Raw genomic sequence first — 16,516 nt, 5'->3', positions numbered from 1 at the left:
GCACCGGACGGGTTCACTCAATGGAACCAGGGGTGGCCGGCCACCGACAGACCCGCGAGCATCATCCGCGTCGGGCGACGCCCTTCAGGCATCGGAACACGAGAAGGCTCGTCGGGCCTCGCGCGACGATCACCGACAAGAGAAGGACGTACAGTCATGAAGTTGGCCAAGCGTGCCGGACTGGCCGCCGCGGCAGCAGCCGCGGCCCTCGCCGTAGCCGTCCCCACGGCGGGCGCCGCCGGCGCCCCCGCCGCCAAGAGCGACCATCCGGGGGCCGGCCCGGACAAGGTAAACTCCGTCCAGGACGGCCGTCGCGTGCTGCGCCCGCGCACGGCGAACCCCGCCCAGATCAGTCCTGCCGCGTACAACCAGGCCCGGAGCATCCTGGCGAAGGCCGGCAGCATGTATGCGGCCAAGTCGCACGTCGTCCACGGCAAGAGCAGCGTGCCGGCCAGGTACGGCGCCCAACTGCTGGCCTGCGCACGGGACGAGTTCCGGCACGACGACAAGAACCTTCCGCTGAAGCAGTCGGGCATGTCGCCCTACCACTACATAGCGATCCACGACGCGGCGAAGACCATGGGCATCACCCGCTGGTGACATCGCCCTGCGGCGCATCAGCCCCCGCACCGCCGGGGCTGGTGCGCACCGGCCGCGCCGGACGAACGACCGGACCCCTGCGCCTTCGCCGGTTCTCCCGGATCGCTGTGGTGATTTCGAGTCGCGCGTACGCGATAGCCGTCAGACGGTCGGCGGCTCGGCCGACGTGATCTGCCGGCGGCTCGGCCGGCGCGATCTGCCGGTCCTCGACTGCGCGATGTCGGACTCGGCCGCCCGGGACGCCTCGGCGCGAGCTGCGCGTGGCGTAAGCCCTCCTCCTGGCGGACCAGCCGGACCAGGCGGTCCTCCGGTCGTGGGGTGCTCGGTCACGCTGGAGGCGCTTTCATTGTCGGCCAGTACCGTGCTCTCCCGCGTTGCGCGGCGGCAGTCGCCGTGTGATCCGGTCGAACAACTCCGTCAGGGGCTCGCCGATGTCCCGCCCGAACTCGGTCAGCCCGTAGGTGACTCGGGGCGGCGTCGTCGGCTCGACCTCCCGCCAGATCAGACCGTCCTGGACCAGCGCGCGCAGGGTCTGGGCGAGCATCTTCTCGCTGATGCCCTGGATGCTCTCGCGCAGCTCGTAGAACCGAAGGTCGTTGCTCCGCAAGGAGATCAGCACCCAGATGCCCCACCTGCTGGTCACGTGATCGACCACATCGCGCGCGGGGCAGTCGGTGTGAAACACCTCATACCGCTGACCCGTCTCGGCCTGTATGAACTGCGCGCCTTCCGCCACGTGATGAGCTTACGTCAAGGTATGTCCTTACCAAGAGTTAGCCCGGCTCCTAGCGTGAAGGCCCACCGAGGACATCGGACAAGGAGCTGATCATGATCGTGGTGACCGGGGCTACCGGGAACGTGGGACGGCCGTTGACGCGGGCTCTGGCCGAGGCAGGCCAGCAGGTGACGGCGGTGTCACGGCACGCGGCTGCACTGCCGGACGGCGTCCGCCACATGGCGGCCGACCTTGCCGAGCCGGGCAGTCTCGAGCCCGCGCTGGCCGGGGCGAAGGCGCTGTTCCTGCTGCTGTCCGGCGACCTGCACGCCGCCGGAGCCGGCCCGGCCTTCATCATCGGCGAAGCCGCGGCCGGCGGGGTCCGCCGGGTCGTCCTGCTCTCCACCCAGGGCGTGGCGACCAGGCCCTTCGGCCCGACGCGGATCGCGATGCGCGAACTGGAGGACGTGCTGCGGGAATCCGGCCTGGAGTGGGCCATCCTGCGGCCGGGCGGCTTCGCCTCCAACGCCCTGTGGTGGGCCGAGTCCATCCGCGCCCGGCAGGTCGTCGCCGCGCCCTTCGGCGACGTCGGGGTGCCGATCATCGACCCGGCGGACATCGCCGAGACCGCGGCGGCCTGCCTGCTGGACGACCGGCACACCGGCGGCGTGTACGAGCTCACAGGCCCGGAAGTGATCACCCCCCGCCAGCAGGCGGAGGCCATCGCCGCCGCGCTGGACTCGCCCGTACGGTTTCACGACCTCACCCGCGACGAGGCCAAGGCCGCCATGACCCGGAGCATGCCGGCGGAGCTCGCCGAGGACACTTTGGACATCCTCGGCTCCCCGAACCCGGCCGAACTACGCCTCAGCCCCGACGTCCAACGGGTCCTCGGCCGCCCTCCGCGCCCGTTCGCCGACTGGGCCGCCCGCAATATCGCCGCGTTCCGCTGAGACTGATCAGCGCCGCCGGAACTGCTCGGCGTGTTCGACGATCCACTGCCAGCAGTCGAGGAACCTGATCCGAAGTTGACGTTGGCGCCATGCCCGGGACCGAAACTCCAGATCACTGACCTCGTGCGGGGCGGGCCCTCTGATGCGACGGAGACACTGTGCGCAACGGCCCGCCAACGGTTTCGGTGTTCATAGCGTGGGTGATGGCAGGGGCCATGGCGACCACGGCGGGGATATACGCGGCCGGTTGACTCTGCTCGGAGTGGGCGATGACCGAGACGGCGGCACCAGCCACCACCACCTCGCCCCGGGCACCACACCTCCGGCCGCGCCGGCACCCAGCACGTTCTGAACCGGATCGTCATGGGCGGCGTCAACCGCGTGCCCGGCACGTTGCGCGCACTCGGCTTCCTGACCGGGCCCCGTGTCCGCACCGCCACACGCGCCCTATTCATCCATGGCCGATATGGGATGCGCCTGGCTGTCCTGCAAGGAACTTGCACATGAAGCTGAGGTGATGAAGGTGGCCGACCGCGTCATGTTTCAGCTGGAGGCATGGCCGGACTTGAGGCCCGGAGCGCCCGGTTGTTCTGTCGGAAGGGCCCTGCTGAGTCACAGTCACCGAACGCGGCGCTCCTCGAACGGCGCGGCCCGCAGTTCACCGCGGACCGGGGGCAGGTGCGGGGTGTGGTTGACCAGGCGGGCGGAGTTGGCGACGACGGCGATGCTGCTGGTGTTGTGCAGCAGGGCGGCGAGGACGGGGTTGATGGTGCCGCCCGCGCCGGCGAGCAGGCCTGCGAGGTTGACGCCGATGGCCAGTCCGTAGTTCTGGCGCACGAGACGGAGGGTGTGGCGGCTGAGTTCGACGACGGCGGCGACCTGGCGCAGGTCGTTGCCGGCGAGGGCGATGTCGGCGGTTTCCAGGGCGACGTGCGAGGAGTGTTCGCCCATGGCGATGCCGACGTCGGCGAGGGCCAGGGCGGGGGCGTCGTTGGTGCCGTCGCCCACCATCGCCACCGTGTGGCCTTCGGCCTGCAGGTCGCGGATCAGCTGGAGCTTTCCTTCCGGCAGGGCGTGGGCGTGGACTTCGGTGATGCCGAGGGCGTCGGCGACGACTTGCGCGGTCTCCGGCGCGTCGCCGGTGAGCAGGATCAGGCGGCCGACACCGAGGTCACGCAGCTGGCCGATGACGGTTTCGGCGCCGTCGCGTACGGCGTCGGACACGCCGAGCAGGCCGATCAGGTCGTCGTCGTGGGCCAGGCAGATGACGGTCTCACCGCCGCCGCGCAGCCGTTCGGTCCAGCCGCGGGCGTTCTCCGTCAGCTCCACGCCGTGCCGCCGCAGCAGGGCGGGGCTGCCGACCAGCAGGCGCGTTCCGTCGAGTTCGGCGCGCATGCCCATGCCGAGGACCACCTCACACGCCTGGTGGATGGGGATGTGGAGGCGTTCCTCCTCGGTTCGCGCGACGATGGCCTGGGCCAGGGGGTGCATGGCGTGCAGTTCCCCGGAAGCGGCCAGGCTCAGTACTTCGTCGGCGCTGAACCTCTCGCTGAGGGTCACCACGCTGGTGACCAGCGGCTTGCCGAAGGTGAGGGTGCCGGTCTTGTCGAAGACGACGGTAGTGACGCGTCCGATGCCCTCCAGATGGGTGCCGCCCTTGATGAGGGTGCCGCGGCGGGCTCCGTTGCCGATGGCGGCGCTGATGGCGGTCGGCGTGGCCAGTCCCGCGGCGCAGGGGCAGGCGATGAGCAGCATCGTCATCGCGCGCCGGGCGTCGCGGGTGACACCGTAGGTCAGGGCGGCCAGGGCGAAGGAGACGGGGACGAACCGCCTGGTGAAGCGGGTGGCGACGGTCTGGATGGGGGCCCGGTCCGTCTGGGCTTCCTCGACGCGGCTGATGATCCGGCCCACGGTGGTGTCCCGCCCCACCGAGGTGGCGCGCACGATGAGCGAGCCGGACGCGAGGATGGTGCCGGCGTAGACGTGGGAGCCTGTGCGGGCGTAGACGGGCAGGGCCTCGCCCGTGACGGCGGCCTGGTCCACCAGGGCCTCCCCGGACAGGACGTGTCCGTCCACGGGGATGCGGTGGTGCTCGTACACGGCGACGTCGTCCCCCGGTTCGACGTTCTCAAGGGCCACTTCGACCTCCACGCCGTCCCGCACGAGCCACACGCGTTCCTCGCCGATGGTCAGCAGCTCCTCGATGGCGCGCCGGGTGCGGCGCAGGGTGAGGGTCTGGAGGAACTCGCCGATGTTGAGGAGCCACAGCACGGTGAGGGCGACCACGTTCTCGCGCAGCACCAGGGAGATGAGTGTCGCGGCCGTGACCAGGGTGTCGGTGCCGGGCGAGCTGCGGCCGCGCAGTGAGCGCAGGGCGCCCCGGAAGAAGGGGAGGCCGGTGAAGACGGTGACGGCGGCGGCGAATCCGGAGGAGCCGACCGACAGGCGGGGCCGGCGCAGGAGGCGGCGCAGCGCGATGAGTGCGAGAACCGCCCCGCCGACGACCAGCCGGGCGACCTCACCGGTGGAGGAGTCGGGCAGGGAGCGGGTGGCCTTGACCGGTGCGGAAGCGGGTGGGGCCTCGTCGAGGGCGGCCACGAGGCGGTCGACGTCGAGGTGGTCCGGGGCGACCCAGACGATGACGCTTCCGGTGCGCGGGAAGACGCGCAGCGCGCGGAAGCCCCTGAGGCCGGTCAGCCGTTCGTCGACCTGGCCGGCGCTGCCGGGGCGTGTCCGCAACCAGGGCACGGTCAGCCTGGCCCGTCCTCCGGCCACGGAGCGTACGACCACGCCGGGCATGATCAGTGCTCGTGTCCGTGGTCGTGGTCCTCGGTGCTGACCGCGGAGGGCGGCGGCGCCTCCTCACCCAGAGTGGTGCGGGCTTCGGCGAGCATGTCCCCGGCCTTCAGCCGTGCCTCCTCGGCGGCGGACGCGAGCCACCGGCCGGCGACGATCCCGCCGGCCAGGCTTCCCACGAGCGCCCTTCTGGCGGCGGGCTTGGCCTCCGGGAGCCGTTTGGCGGCTCCTTGGATGATCAATCCGCCGATCACGCCGGAGACGGCGTAATGCGCGAGGCGGCCGGCTGCGGCCCCCGCGAGAGCGACAGGGTGCATGGAGTGCTCTCCTTCCGTACGTGCCGGACGGCCCGACGGAGTCCCCTCAGTCAAGTGTGCGCCCGCTCGGCGTGCGCGTGCGAGGCGACGCTGCGGCAGCGGCCCCGGCGCTGCCCCAGCAGACGGCAGGCGAGGTAGATCACGAAGGAGATCGTGGTGACGTAAGGGCTGACGGGAACGGTGCCGCCGAGGGCCAGCAGGAGCCCGCCCTCCATCGACACCAGCGCGAAGACGACGCTGAGCAGCGGGAGCAGCGCCGGGGACGCCGTGAGGCGCGCCGCGGCGGCGGCTGGGGTGACCAGGAGCGAGAGCACAAGCAGTGCTCCGACGATCTGCACGCACAGCGCCACCGCAAGGCCCAGGACCAGCATGAACACTGTGGACAGGGCCCGCACGGGCACGCCGCGGGCAGCGGCCACCTCCGGATCGGCGCTGGCGAAGGTCAGTGGCCGCCACATGAGCGCCAGAGCGGCGAGCACCACCGCGGACGTGCCGGCCAGCCATGCCGTCTGCGGGGTGGCGACGGCGATGATCTGGCCGGTGAGGATGCCGAACTTGTTCGCCGTGCGGCCCTTGTAGAGGGACAGGAACAGCACGCCCAGTCCCAGGCCGAACGGCATGATGATGCCGATCACCGAGTTGCGGTCACGGGCCCGGACCCCCAGCACGCCGATGGCCACCGCTGCCAGCAGGGACCCCACGATCGACCCGGCGACGATGTTCAGCCCCAGGAACAGCGCCACCGAGGCCCCGGCGAAGGAAAGCTCGCTGATGCCGTGCACGGCGAACGGCAGATCGCGCATGATCACGAACACTCCGGTCAGGCCACCGACCAGGCCGAGCAGAGCACCGGCCAGCAGAGAGCTCTGCGCGAGCGCGAGCAGCTCGCCGTAGTGGTCGAAGCCGAAGATCTGCCGCAGCACCCCGCCGTCCCGGTCGCCGTCGGCGACCGCCCGGCCGAGGGTGAGGGCTGCGGCGGCGCACCCGCTCATGACGCCACGCCGCTGTTCGAACCGTTCCCGTGACCGATGGTGTGGTTGTGCACGGTGCTCTCGTCCGGGGCCCCCACGACGACGATCCGGTCCCGCACCCGCACCACGTCGACCCGGGTGCCGTACAACCGCGAGAGGGCGGCCGAGGTCATCACCTCGTCCGGCGGGCCGATGCGGAACCCGCCCTGCGCGAGGTACAGCACCCGGTCCGCCATGCCCAGGACGGGGTTGATCTCGTGGGTGACGAAGACGACGGCGGTGCCGGCGGAACGGCGCCGCTGATCCACCAGCGCGGTGACCGTCCGCTGGTGGTTGAGGTCCAGGGAGAGCAGCGGCTCGTCGCACAGCAGGAGCAGCGGGTCGGCCGCGAGGGCCTGGGCGATGCGGACGCACTGCAGCTCTCCGCCGGAGAGACGGGCGACGGGCGCGTCCGCGTACGGCGTGGCCCCGACGACCGCCAGCAGCTCGTCCACCCGGCGCCGCGCCGCCGCGCCGGCGGGCCGCGGGCCCCAGCGGTGCCCGTCCAGGCCGAGCCGCACCAGGTCACGCGCACGTAGTGAGGTGTGGGCGGGCAGGGAGGCGTGTTGCGGTACGTACCCGATGCGCCGCCCGCTCCGGCACGGGTTCCCGCCGAGAACGGTCGCGGAGCCCTCGGCGAGCTGCTGCCGGCCCAGGAGGACCCGCAGGAGGCTGGTCTTGCCCGAACCGTTCGGGCCCAGCACCGCGAGGAACTCCCCGGGCCGCAGGTCGAGGTCCAGGTCGCGCCACACCACATGGTCGCCGTAGGCGAGGGCGGCGTCCCGGAGGCTGAACACGGGCGCGGCGGGGAGGGCCGTCTCCCCGGCGGGCCGTTGGCCCAGGAGCGGCCTGGTGGGCCCGGCACGGCTTCTCATGGGCCCAGTGCCTTCCTGAGCGCGTCGATGTTCGCCTTCATCCAGCTGACGTAGTCCTGACCCTGGGGCAGGGTCTCGGTGACCGGCACCACCGGGATGCCGTTGTCCACCGCGGCCTTCTTGACCTTCTCCGTCTGGGGTCCGGTCGTCTGCTGGTTGTAGACCAGCGCCTTCACCCGCTTGCCGGTGAACAGGTCGAGCATCTGCCGCATGCTGCTCGCCGGGACCTCGGTGCCCTCTTCGACGGCCGCGCTGAAGTCGGCGGGCGTCATGTCGCGCAGGCCGCTCGCCTCGGTCAGGTACAGCGGCACCGGCTCGGTGACGGCCACGGCCGTCCCGGGGTGGTCCGCCTTGATCCGCGCCTCCTCAGCCTCCAGGGACGCCAGCCGGCCGCCGAACGCCTCGGCGTTCCGGTGGAAGAAGGCACCGTCAGCCGGATCCGCCCTGGTCAACGCATCCGCGAGGCGGGTGGCCAGCCGTCCGGCCGTGGGGAGGTCGTACCAGACGTGCTCATTGAGCTCTCCGCCCGCCGGGGCGGTCTTCCCTGAGACCTGTACGACGTTGACGACATCGACTGACGTGTTGTTCGCGGCGCGCAACATCTTCCCGATGAAGTCGTCGTAGCCGCCGCCGTTCTCGACGACGACCCGCGCCCTGGACAGCGCCAGCTGGTTCCGGGAACTGGCTTCGTAGGAATGCGGGTCCTGAGCGGGATCGCTGATGATCGACTCCACAGCGACCCTGTCGCCCCCGACCTGCCGGACGATGTCCCCGTACACGTTCGTCGACGCCACCACACGCACGGCCGACGCGGGGGCGGTGCTCCGGCGCTCTCCGCCCGCGTCCGACGAGCTGTCGCAGCCCGGGAGCAAGACCGCACAGAGCGCCACGAAGAGAATCGGGGGACGAGCCGAGGACACTCGCATACGCGTCCTCCTGCAGCGAGGAAACCGAAACGGTTTTCACCTCATTGTCGCTCCGTGAATTCGTCTCTTCCACCGGAGCGCTCGCTACGCGGACGTACCGCGGCCCGGAGCCGCGTCCCGAAGCAGCGTGGTCCGCTCGGCAAGGAGCGTCACGCTGCCTGGTCTGGAGCCTTCCGGGTACAGGCAGCCGACAGGCACTGCCCTGGTGCGTCGGCCCTTCGGAGCGTTCCCTGCCGACGACGGCATTGGCCGACAGGGGAACGGAGCCGTCGAAGAAGCTGACCACGATCACGGTTCCGCCGGCGCGCACGGCGCCGACGGCCTCGTCGAGCGCGCCCGGGTGGCTCGACGCCACGACGACGACGTCCGTCTCCATGGTTCCGGGGCCGGGCGCGGAGACATACTCGTCCGCGCCGAGCGCCAGGGCCCGGGCACCCTTCTCCGGGCCGACGTCGGTGCAGGTGATCCGGCCGAAGCCGAGCCTGCGGGCAGCAATCAGGCAGGCCAGCCCGATGTTGCCGGAGCCGATGACACGCATCGTGCGCTCCTCCGCCGGCCCGGCGAGCCGGATGGCGTGCAGGCCGATGGAGAGCGGCTCGACGAGGGCACCGAGCTCCGGGTCCAGCCCGGCGGGCAGGACGAAGGTCATGTTCGGCCGGAGCGTCACGTACTCCGCGAAGGAGCCCTCCCATCCTTGGTGGCACAGATTCCGCTTGTTCCGGCAGAGGTTGGTCAGCCCCTGCGCGCACCGGTCGCAGCTCTCGCATTGCGCGTAGGCCGCCGCGCAGACCAGGTCGCCGACGGCGAAGCCGCCCGCCGCCCGCCGCCCGCCGCCCGCCGCCCGCTCCACGACACCGCACAACTCGTGGCCGAGGACCACCGGTGCGGTCTTGTACGGGTGGGCGCCTCGGTAGGTGGCGAGGGCCGGTGGCGTGCCACTAGGCCCGGGAGAGCACGGAAGGGGCACACCAAGCCGTCTCGCGCAGCACGGGAGGAGCGTCCGGGACTACCCCCGGATCTCCCCCGAGCACCCACCTTTGCTGATTTTCAGTGGGGTTTGAGGCGGCGTCGGCGCGACGAGCGGGCGCCGGACCCTCCCAGGAGACCGGCGCCCGCCACTCGCGCCACTCCTCCCACCGACCAGCCTCTCGCTCCACGAGGTCGGCGACCTCGGCGGCAGCAGTCCGCACGGATGCCACCTCTTCCGCGGTGAAGCCCCCGGAGCGAACCCGCTCCTCGAAGTCGTCGGCGTCCTTCCACCGGTACGGTGACCCGTCGCCAGGGATCCACATGTCCAATTCCTGGTCCAGAGTGTCGAATCCGCTCGGCGTGCGGCGCATGGGCTCTGGAAATTGACGCACCAGCCATCGAACCGGGGCCCGTCCCGGCGTACCCACACCGCGGTCGATGGAAGGTACGCGCCTGGCTGCCTTTAGTGCTGGTGCTGGTGCTGGTGCTGGTGCTGGTGCTGGTGCCGATGGGAGCGGGCGAGTGGGGCTGACGGCTCAGAAGTCGTCGGCGCCGTTGCGCAACTCGTGCGTCCAGTAGCCAGTCGCCCACTTCGCCGGGTCGACGGCGATGCCGCCGCCCGGAGCCTTCACGGCGGCCATGCCGCCGCCTCCCTGGAGCGTGACGGAGAAGGCCGTCACGGGCTCGGTGTTCTCCGTGCGCCCGCCGTCCGACACCTTCACCACGGCATAGGCAGGGGCACCGGCGGTGAGCACGACGGGCGTGGCAGGCTTGCTCTTGGCGACCGACGGCACGTTCTCCCGATGGCTCTCGAGGAACTGGATCTCCGGGAAGCCCTTCAGCTTGCAGCTGTGGCCCGAGGTGTTCTTCGCCGTCAGAACGATGCGGGTGTAAGGCGGCCCGCCCTGGTAGGCGGCACTGATGGAGACGCTCTTGGTGGTACAGAAGGGCGTGCTCGCGGCCGCCTGACCGGTGGAGGCCTTCGCGGCCCCGGCGCCCTGTGCAGTGTCGGCGTTCTTCCCGCCGGCAGTGCCCTTCGCGGACTGGGCCGACGAGGGCGCCGGTGCGAAGGTGCCGGCCGCCGGTCCGGCGGCCTTTCTGCCGGAACCGTCCTCGCCGCAGGCGGTGAGGGTCAGACCGAGCACGGCGGTGGCCGCGGCGGCGAGGACGGTGGTGGTGCGGGTGTGAAACGTGCGCATGGGAATTCCCTTGGGGGGTGAGCGTGCGGCAACGCCTGGTTCTCTCCGGCAAGCCGCGCCCGAACTGCAGGCACTCATGAGTCTGGGCACTGCCGCTGGCGTTCTACTGCCTTGACGCTAACGCCCACTAACGTTCTGCTGCGCTGGCGCTAACGTCCACCGACCGACCCGTCAGAAGATCGCTGGCGCCGCCCTGCGGCTCTTTTTTCGGGAACGCGGGTACGACGCGGTCGGCGTCCGTAACGTGCCTGCTCAGGCCGACGGCGCAGGCACCACACTCTGCGCTGCGCCGCGAGATCCGGGCCTTGGTACGACAACAGCGGACAGCGCCGCCCCGGTCTGGCGCCTGATCGACGAATCACCTGCCCTGCGACAGTGCGAGGAGGCTATGAGGCTGCGCCATGCGAGTGGGGCTGAAGGCGGAGAAGCCCCCCTGAGGCGGGTTCGCCCGATGGGCCATCGCATGGGGGGGCCGCCCCGTCCGTGCCGCCGGCGCATGGTCACGGCCGGGCTGTGAGCCGTGCCAGCGCCGCGTCGTACCGTGCCCGGAACCCTTCGTCGGCCGATACGCGCAGCAGCGCGCCGAGTGCCCGTACCGCGCCGTCCTCGTAGCCGGATGACTCCGCTTCCCGGGCCGCCAGGTCGAGCTGCCGGATGCCCCCGGCCTCGTCGCCGAGCCCCAGGAGCGCTTCTCCCTTCGCCATGAGCAGCAGTATCCGGGGGATGTCGGCCGTGGGCGTCCGGTCGTCGAGGGCGAGGGCCTCGGTCGCTGTGTCGAGGGCCGGGCGCCATTTCCCGGCGTCGACCCGGTGGCGGGCGAGGTGCTGCAGGGCCAGTCGCTCGACGGTCCGGTTGCCGTCTTCGCGCGCCAGTTCCACCGCCCGTTCGCATCCCTCGGCGGCCTCGTCCGGGGCGCCGAGTGCCGCTTGTGCCATGGCCAGGACGAGCAGCGCGTTTGCTTCGGCGTTCAGGTCGCCCGCCCGGGAGGCGAGCGCGGAGGCGGCCTCCAGACGGGTCAGCGCCTCCGTGCTGCGCCCTTCCTCGATCAGCGCCCAGCCGAGCACGTTCAGTATCCGCGCCTCGCCGTACTGATCGGCGTCGGCCCGTGCCGCCTCGAGCCCGGCCTCCAAGAGCGGGACCCAGCCGTCCCGCACGCGCCACACGATCAGCGGCCACATCATCAAGACGATCCGCCAGGCCCTGCTGTGCAGTGCGGCGGCGCGCGCTGCGGCCACCGCCAGCGTGAGGTCGTCCCTCTCGGCCGCGTACCAGGCCACGGCGGCGGACCGGTCGCCGAACTCCCGCACGGCGGCGGGCGGCAGGAAATCCGCCGGCAGCGGGCAGCACTCCTCGTTGCCGGGCTCGGCCGCCGCCATGGCCGCGAGGGCCGTGGCGATGTAATGGTCGAGCACACGCTTGAGCGCCTCGGGCCCGGCGTCCAGGCCACGCGCGTAGAGCCGTACGAGATCATGCAGCGCCCAGCGGCCGGGCGCCGTCTCCATGACGAGGTGCGCGACGGCCAGCCGCTCCAGGGCGGCCTCGGCGGCCGCCGGGTCCGTGCCCGCCAGGGCCGCCGCCGTATACCGGTCGACATGCGTGCCGGGGTGGCGGCCCAGATGAGCGAACTGACGGGAAACATGCCCCGGGAGCTGCTGCAGCGTCAGGCGCAGCGCCGCTCGCACGCCGGTGTCCTCCACATCCAGCAGGCTCAGCCGGCGCGTCTCGTCGGACAGCTCGGCGGTCATCGCGCCCAGCGACCAGCCGGGCCGTTGCACCAGCCGGGCAGCGGCCACCCGAAGCGCGAGCGGCAGCCCGCCGCACAGCTCAGCCAGCCGTCGCGCGGCTACCGGCTCCGCAAGCACCCGCTCCGCGCCGAGCACCCCGGCCAGGAGCGCCGTGCCGTCCTGCGGCCCGAGCACGTCCACGGGCACGGGCCGGGCAGCATCGGTGACGATCAGCCCCGGCAACCGGTGTCTGCTGGTGACGACCGTGACACAGCGGGGACCGCCCGGCAGGAGCGGCCTGACCTGCTCGGAGTCACGCGCATTGTCGAGCACCACCAGGAGCCGGCGATCAGCGGCGAGCGACCGGAACAGCGCGGCCGCCCCATTCGCCGACTCCGGTATCCGGTGCTGCGCGACACCCAGCGCCGGCAGGAACTCACGCAGCACCTCGATAAGAGCCGGCTCGCCCGTGTCACTGAAGCCGCGCAGATCCGCGTAGAGCCACCCGTCGGGAAAACCAGCACGGCCATGATGTGCCCAATGCAGCACCAGAGCCGTCTTCCCCACCCCGGCCGGCCCGGTGACCAGACACACAGGCGCCTCGCCCGCGGCCGCCCGAGACAAGGCGGCAAGCTCCGCCGCCCGCCCATGGAAACCACGCGGCGCGCGCGGCAGCAGATCAGGCACACCGGCATGAGGAACGGCAGCCGGCACAGGGACTGGCTGCGAGGCAGACGTCGTGCCGGCCGGAGCCGGGTCCGGGTCCAGAGCCGGAACCGCCGCAGCAGCAGCCGTCGTCATGTTCCCCGCGGTAGCCTTGACCACCTCTCCCTCCCCGCCACGCAAGGCCGAGGCGTAGGCATCCGCCAGCTCCCGGCCCGGATCCACGCCCAGTTCGTCAGCGAGCAACCGCCGGGTGCGATGGAACCAGTCCAGCGCCTCCGAGCGGCGCCCCGCCCTCTGGAGCGCCCCCATGAGCGCGGCCGACAACGATTCGCGCAGCGGATGGGCGCACGCCTCCACGTGGAGCACGGCGGCGGCCCGCGCATGCTCACCCAATCGCGTATAACCGGAGGCCAGCTGCTCCACCGAAGCCAGCCGGAGCTCCTCCAGCGCGTGCGCGGCAGCCTGGAGCGGCGGACTCGGATACACATCAGCCAGCGCGGACCCCCGCCACAGCGACAACGCCTCCTGATACATCACCACGGCATCGGCCGGAGCACGCTGCCCCCGGGCCGAAGACACCAGCTCCTCGAAACGGTACGCGTCCAGCAGCGTCTCCGGCATCCGCAGGACATAGCCCGCGCCCTGAGTAACCAGCCCAACCCCATACGCCCCGGCACCGGCGGCCGCCAGCAAGGCCCGCAGCCTCGACACATGACCCTGGATGACCCCCCGGGCATGAAGCGGCGGTTCGTGATCCCACAAAGCCGCCATCAGCTGCTCAACCGAGAGCGGATAGTTGGGCCTCAACAACAGGGCAGCGAGCAGGCTACGCCGCTTGACAGGGCCAAGCGGTACATCGCCGGTCTCGGTGCCCATCGCCACCGTGCCGAGCAACCGGAATTCCACGAATCCAAAGCCTCCTAGTAAGAAAGAACCAGGATGCCGGAATCCCGGAGCACCGAACGCCCCGGACGCACCTACGCCGCGGGCCGGGGCTCCTCAGGCTTCCTCTGGGTCAACCCGCGGCATTCCTCCAGCACGATCCAGTAGTCCCGAGGCAGAAGCTGATCACCAGCGCATGCCGGAGCGGGTCCGGTGGGACGTGGGCGAAGCACTCAGGTGCCTCTCCAAGCTGCCCGGGCTCACCGTGCGTCAAGAAGAACGCCGCAGCAGGTGAAGGAGGGTGTGTCCCCGGCGATGGGACGTAAGGCTCGGGCATCAGTAAACGCCCCGGATGGACAGGTGCATCAGCTCGCCTGCGACGCGAAGGCCTCATACGCCCGCTCGTCGAAGAGGACGAAGCGAACCTCTTCCACGGACGTCTCCGTCTGCCGCACCGTCCCGACCGCGATGCGGGCCGCGTCTACCCCACAGGGATTCCCACTGGCCCGCCTTCGTCCCCCGGCGCTTGCCCCGTGCCCGCGCCGGCGGCTGGAACGCACGAGGCCGGGGCACCTTCACACCCGCGCTCCTGCCGGCTTCGGCCCTCCCGTGGCATCGCTTGGTGACGGCTCCGCCGGTGCAGCCGGCTCCCCCGCTCGGGTGGCTCGCGGCTCAGCAACTGCGGGTGGCCAGCTGCCAGCATCTCCAGACGCTGCTCCATGCCGAGGTTTCGGTGCGGACGTGCTCGCGCTCCTGAGGGGCGCGCTAGATGTCCGCAGTGACATGGGCCGTGTACTGGTCTGCGAGGGAGGTGGCAACGTCAGACATGAGGTGATTCCCCGCTCGGTTGGCGTGTGTGAGCCGCGGTGCTGCCCATGGCGACCCCCAACCCGTAGCAGACAACAACTACATCAACTTCCTCAGCCGCTACGCCTTCATCCACCCCGCCGTACCCGGCCCGCTCCCTCCTTGCCAACTTGCGGCCCGATGACGGGCCAGCAGGGAGCCCCATGATGCACTCAGTCCGCACCGGCCTGAGCACCGGGCTGATCTGGCGAGTTCGAGACCAGGACGTACACGCCCGGTGCGGTGTCCGACGTCGATGTCCGGGCCCGCCGGTTATTACTTGGCGTAAGTGGTGGCGAGTGCCTCGGCCAGGGCGTTTAGACCCTCGTCGGTTTCGGAGTCGGTCAGGGGCATCGGTGGAGCCAGTCGGATCACCTGGTCGTACAGGCCGGCGATACCCAGCAGCAGGCCGCGGTGGCGGGCCTTTTCCTGTACACGCGTCGCCCTGGCCGGGCTGGGGGTGTCGGTTCCCAGTTCGACGAGCTCGATGCCGGGCATCAGGCAGGCGCCCCGGACCTCGCCGGCTCGTCCGCCCCCCGTGAGCCTGCCGGGGACCTGGGTCACAGGGGCGGAATCCGGTGCACGACCGGCGCACGCGAAGGCGCGTGGTCAGCGCGCGGGGGCCTGGCGCCCCGGGGCACCACGTGCGCCTCACTTCCCTCGCCATGACGTGAAGCGTGGGCGAGGCCGTAGACAGGGCTGCCCCGTAGCCGCCGCTGGCATCCGACGGCATCCGTCGGCATCCGACGTTCCCTGTGAAGGCGCACGGCCGGACCCGATCAGCCAAGGCGGCACACGATGCCATGGAGGAGCTTTTCAAGCTCGCCCACAGGACCGTCCCCCTGCATATACTCCGTGCCGACCGACACATCGGGGTGCCAACGGTGCACCGGTACCAGCCCCGGCGGGACGATCTCGAACTCCGCGAAGAGGGAAAGCAACTGATGCCTCGACCGAGGTGTCAGCGCGGCGTCCACATCCCGAATGCGGTCAAGCATCGCACCGGACATGCCATCCGTCACGGCGTGCGACACGGACAGGTGGCTGCCCGGCGCAAGGATTAGGCGAATGCCGTGCACCACTCGGCCGGCATCCTCGTCATCCCGGATGAAATGCAGTACGGCACCGAGGACCAATCCGACCGGCCTGCCGAAATCCACCCGATTCAGGAGTTCCGGATGCTCGAATACACTTGCAGGGTCCGTCAGATCGGCCTGGATAATGGTCGCAGCCTCGTCGCCCCGGATGATGGAGCGGCCGCACCCCACCACTTCAGGGTCTCTGTCCACATAGACAACGGGGACACCTGGATGAGTCATCCGGACGATCTCGTGCGTCGCTCCCTGATCAGGTAGACCGGAGCCGATGTCGATGAACTGCCTGATGCCCCGCAGCATCATGATGTGGACCGACCGTCCCAGGAACTCGCGGTTTCTCCTCACCATGTGTCGGACACCCGGAATCTTCTTCATCAAGACATTCGCCCGGTCCCTGTCACAGTCAAAGTTGAATTCTCCTCCCAGGAGCCAGTTGTAGACCCTCGCCATGCTGGGCTCGCCCTGATCAAGATAGGGCAGCATGTCCTCGTTGAATTTTCCGCTGTTCATACCCATGACTTCCGGCTCCAATCGACTCGCTCATCGAGAGCAAAATCCAATCCCATGGAACAGAACACTCAAGTCGCGTTTCAAGCGCCGGTACGTCACCACAGGCTAGCTCGCTTCGGCGCGCCCCACAGCGGCGAGTCGAACATTCAACGGATTCAACATTCGGCAGTCATCAGACTTGGATCCCGCCAGGCCCTTTCCTCCCGCGCACCTGCATCACGGCATGCCGGAAAGCTGCGCGCAATTCAACCTGCTCAACTTGTTCAGCATGTTCAGCATGTTCACCCGCCCAATACCCTTGCCGGCATGCGCACACACGGACTATCCATGGTGATGAGATCGGCGAACGGTCCAGGAAGCAGGGGTTGTTTTCGGAATCAGGCGCCTCCTGGATCGACTACGTGCGATTACGTCGTCCTTGGGAGGAAATT

At 70.4% G+C, this 16,516-nt stretch carries 12 protein-coding genes and 2 pseudogenes; 2 read left to right on the top strand and 12 right to left on the bottom strand.

The window, feature by feature from the left end:
* Positions 1-156: 156 nt before the first annotated feature.
* Positions 157-600 (top strand): hypothetical protein, encoded by a 444-nt coding sequence (locus tag V7793_RS09765; RefSeq protein WP_336004386.1) that lies wholly within the window; start codon positions 157-159, stop codon positions 598-600.
* A 343-nt stretch (positions 601-943) separates the two neighbouring features.
* Here V7793_RS09765 and V7793_RS09760 read toward each other — a convergent pair whose 3' ends face one another.
* Positions 944-1,336 carry a winged helix-turn-helix transcriptional regulator gene (locus V7793_RS09760; RefSeq protein WP_336004384.1) on the bottom strand — a complete coding sequence of 131 codons (393 nt, stop codon included), beginning with the start codon at positions 1,334-1,336 and terminating at the stop codon, positions 944-946.
* Between the two features lie 92 nt (positions 1,337-1,428).
* Here V7793_RS09760 and V7793_RS09755 point away from each other — a divergent pair, with 92 nt between their 5' ends.
* Positions 1,429-2,268, top strand: coding sequence for an SDR family oxidoreductase (locus V7793_RS09755; protein WP_336004381.1), 840 nt, complete (start codon positions 1,429-1,431; stop codon positions 2,266-2,268).
* A gap of 618 nt (positions 2,269-2,886) precedes the next feature.
* Here the strand turns inward: V7793_RS09755 and V7793_RS09750 are convergent.
* The 11 genes and pseudogenes from V7793_RS09750 to V7793_RS09700 all read right to left on the bottom strand — a co-directional run bounded on the left by V7793_RS09750 (position 2,887) and on the right by V7793_RS09700 (position 16,091).
* Positions 2,887-5,067, bottom strand: a complete 2,181-nt coding sequence (locus V7793_RS09750) for a heavy metal translocating P-type ATPase (protein ID WP_336004379.1) — start codon at positions 5,065-5,067, stop codon at positions 2,887-2,889.
* 2 nt (positions 5,068-5,069) lie between these two features.
* A complete protein-coding gene (locus V7793_RS09745) occupies positions 5,070-5,381 on the bottom strand; it encodes a DUF1490 family protein (protein ID WP_336004377.1) in 312 nt (103 codons plus the stop codon).
* A gap of 50 nt (positions 5,382-5,431) precedes the next feature.
* Positions 5,432-6,373, bottom strand: a complete 942-nt coding sequence (locus V7793_RS09740; protein WP_336004376.1) for a metal ABC transporter permease — start codon at positions 6,371-6,373, stop codon at positions 5,432-5,434.
* Entirely contained in the window at positions 6,370-7,266 is an 897-nt protein-coding gene (locus V7793_RS09735; RefSeq protein WP_336004373.1) for a metal ABC transporter ATP-binding protein, read from the bottom strand. Before V7793_RS09735 ends, V7793_RS09740 begins: the two co-directional genes overlap by 4 nt.
* The gene (locus V7793_RS09730; RefSeq protein WP_336004372.1) at positions 7,263-8,192 is read right to left on the bottom strand and encodes a metal ABC transporter solute-binding protein, Zn/Mn family; all 930 of its coding nucleotides are present in this window, start codon (positions 8,190-8,192) and stop codon (positions 7,263-7,265) included. Before V7793_RS09730 ends, V7793_RS09735 begins: the two co-directional genes overlap by 4 nt.
* Positions 8,193-8,424: 232 nt before the next feature.
* Positions 8,425-9,159 (bottom strand): annotated as a pseudogene (locus V7793_RS38170) (zinc-dependent alcohol dehydrogenase); the annotation flags it as partial.
* Between the two features lie 538 nt (positions 9,160-9,697).
* A complete protein-coding gene (locus V7793_RS09725; protein ID WP_336004371.1) occupies positions 9,698-10,360 on the bottom strand; it encodes a DUF4232 domain-containing protein in 663 nt (220 codons plus the stop codon).
* Positions 10,361-10,860: 500 nt separating this feature from the next.
* Positions 10,861-13,656, bottom strand: a complete 2,796-nt coding sequence (locus V7793_RS09715) for an AfsR/SARP family transcriptional regulator (protein WP_336004369.1) — start codon at positions 13,654-13,656, stop codon at positions 10,861-10,863.
* A gap of 341 nt (positions 13,657-13,997) precedes the next feature.
* Positions 13,998-14,114: pseudogene (locus tag V7793_RS09710) on the bottom strand (O-acetyl-ADP-ribose deacetylase); the annotation flags it as partial.
* A gap of 640 nt (positions 14,115-14,754) precedes the next feature.
* Positions 14,755-14,976 (bottom strand): hypothetical protein, encoded by a 222-nt coding sequence (locus tag V7793_RS09705; protein ID WP_336004367.1) that lies wholly within the window; start codon positions 14,974-14,976, stop codon positions 14,755-14,757.
* 281 nt (positions 14,977-15,257) lie between these two features.
* The gene (locus V7793_RS09700) at positions 15,258-16,091 is read right to left on the bottom strand and encodes an SAM-dependent methyltransferase (protein ID WP_336004365.1); all 834 of its coding nucleotides are present in this window, start codon (positions 16,089-16,091) and stop codon (positions 15,258-15,260) included.
* Positions 16,092-16,516 lie beyond the last annotated feature (425 nt).

Source organism: Streptomyces sp. KLMMK (genome assembly GCF_036961605.1).
Taxonomy (GTDB): Bacteria; Actinomycetota; Actinomycetes; order Streptomycetales; family Streptomycetaceae; genus Streptomyces; species Streptomyces telluris.
This window is presented reverse-complemented; position numbering and strand designations above follow the sequence as displayed.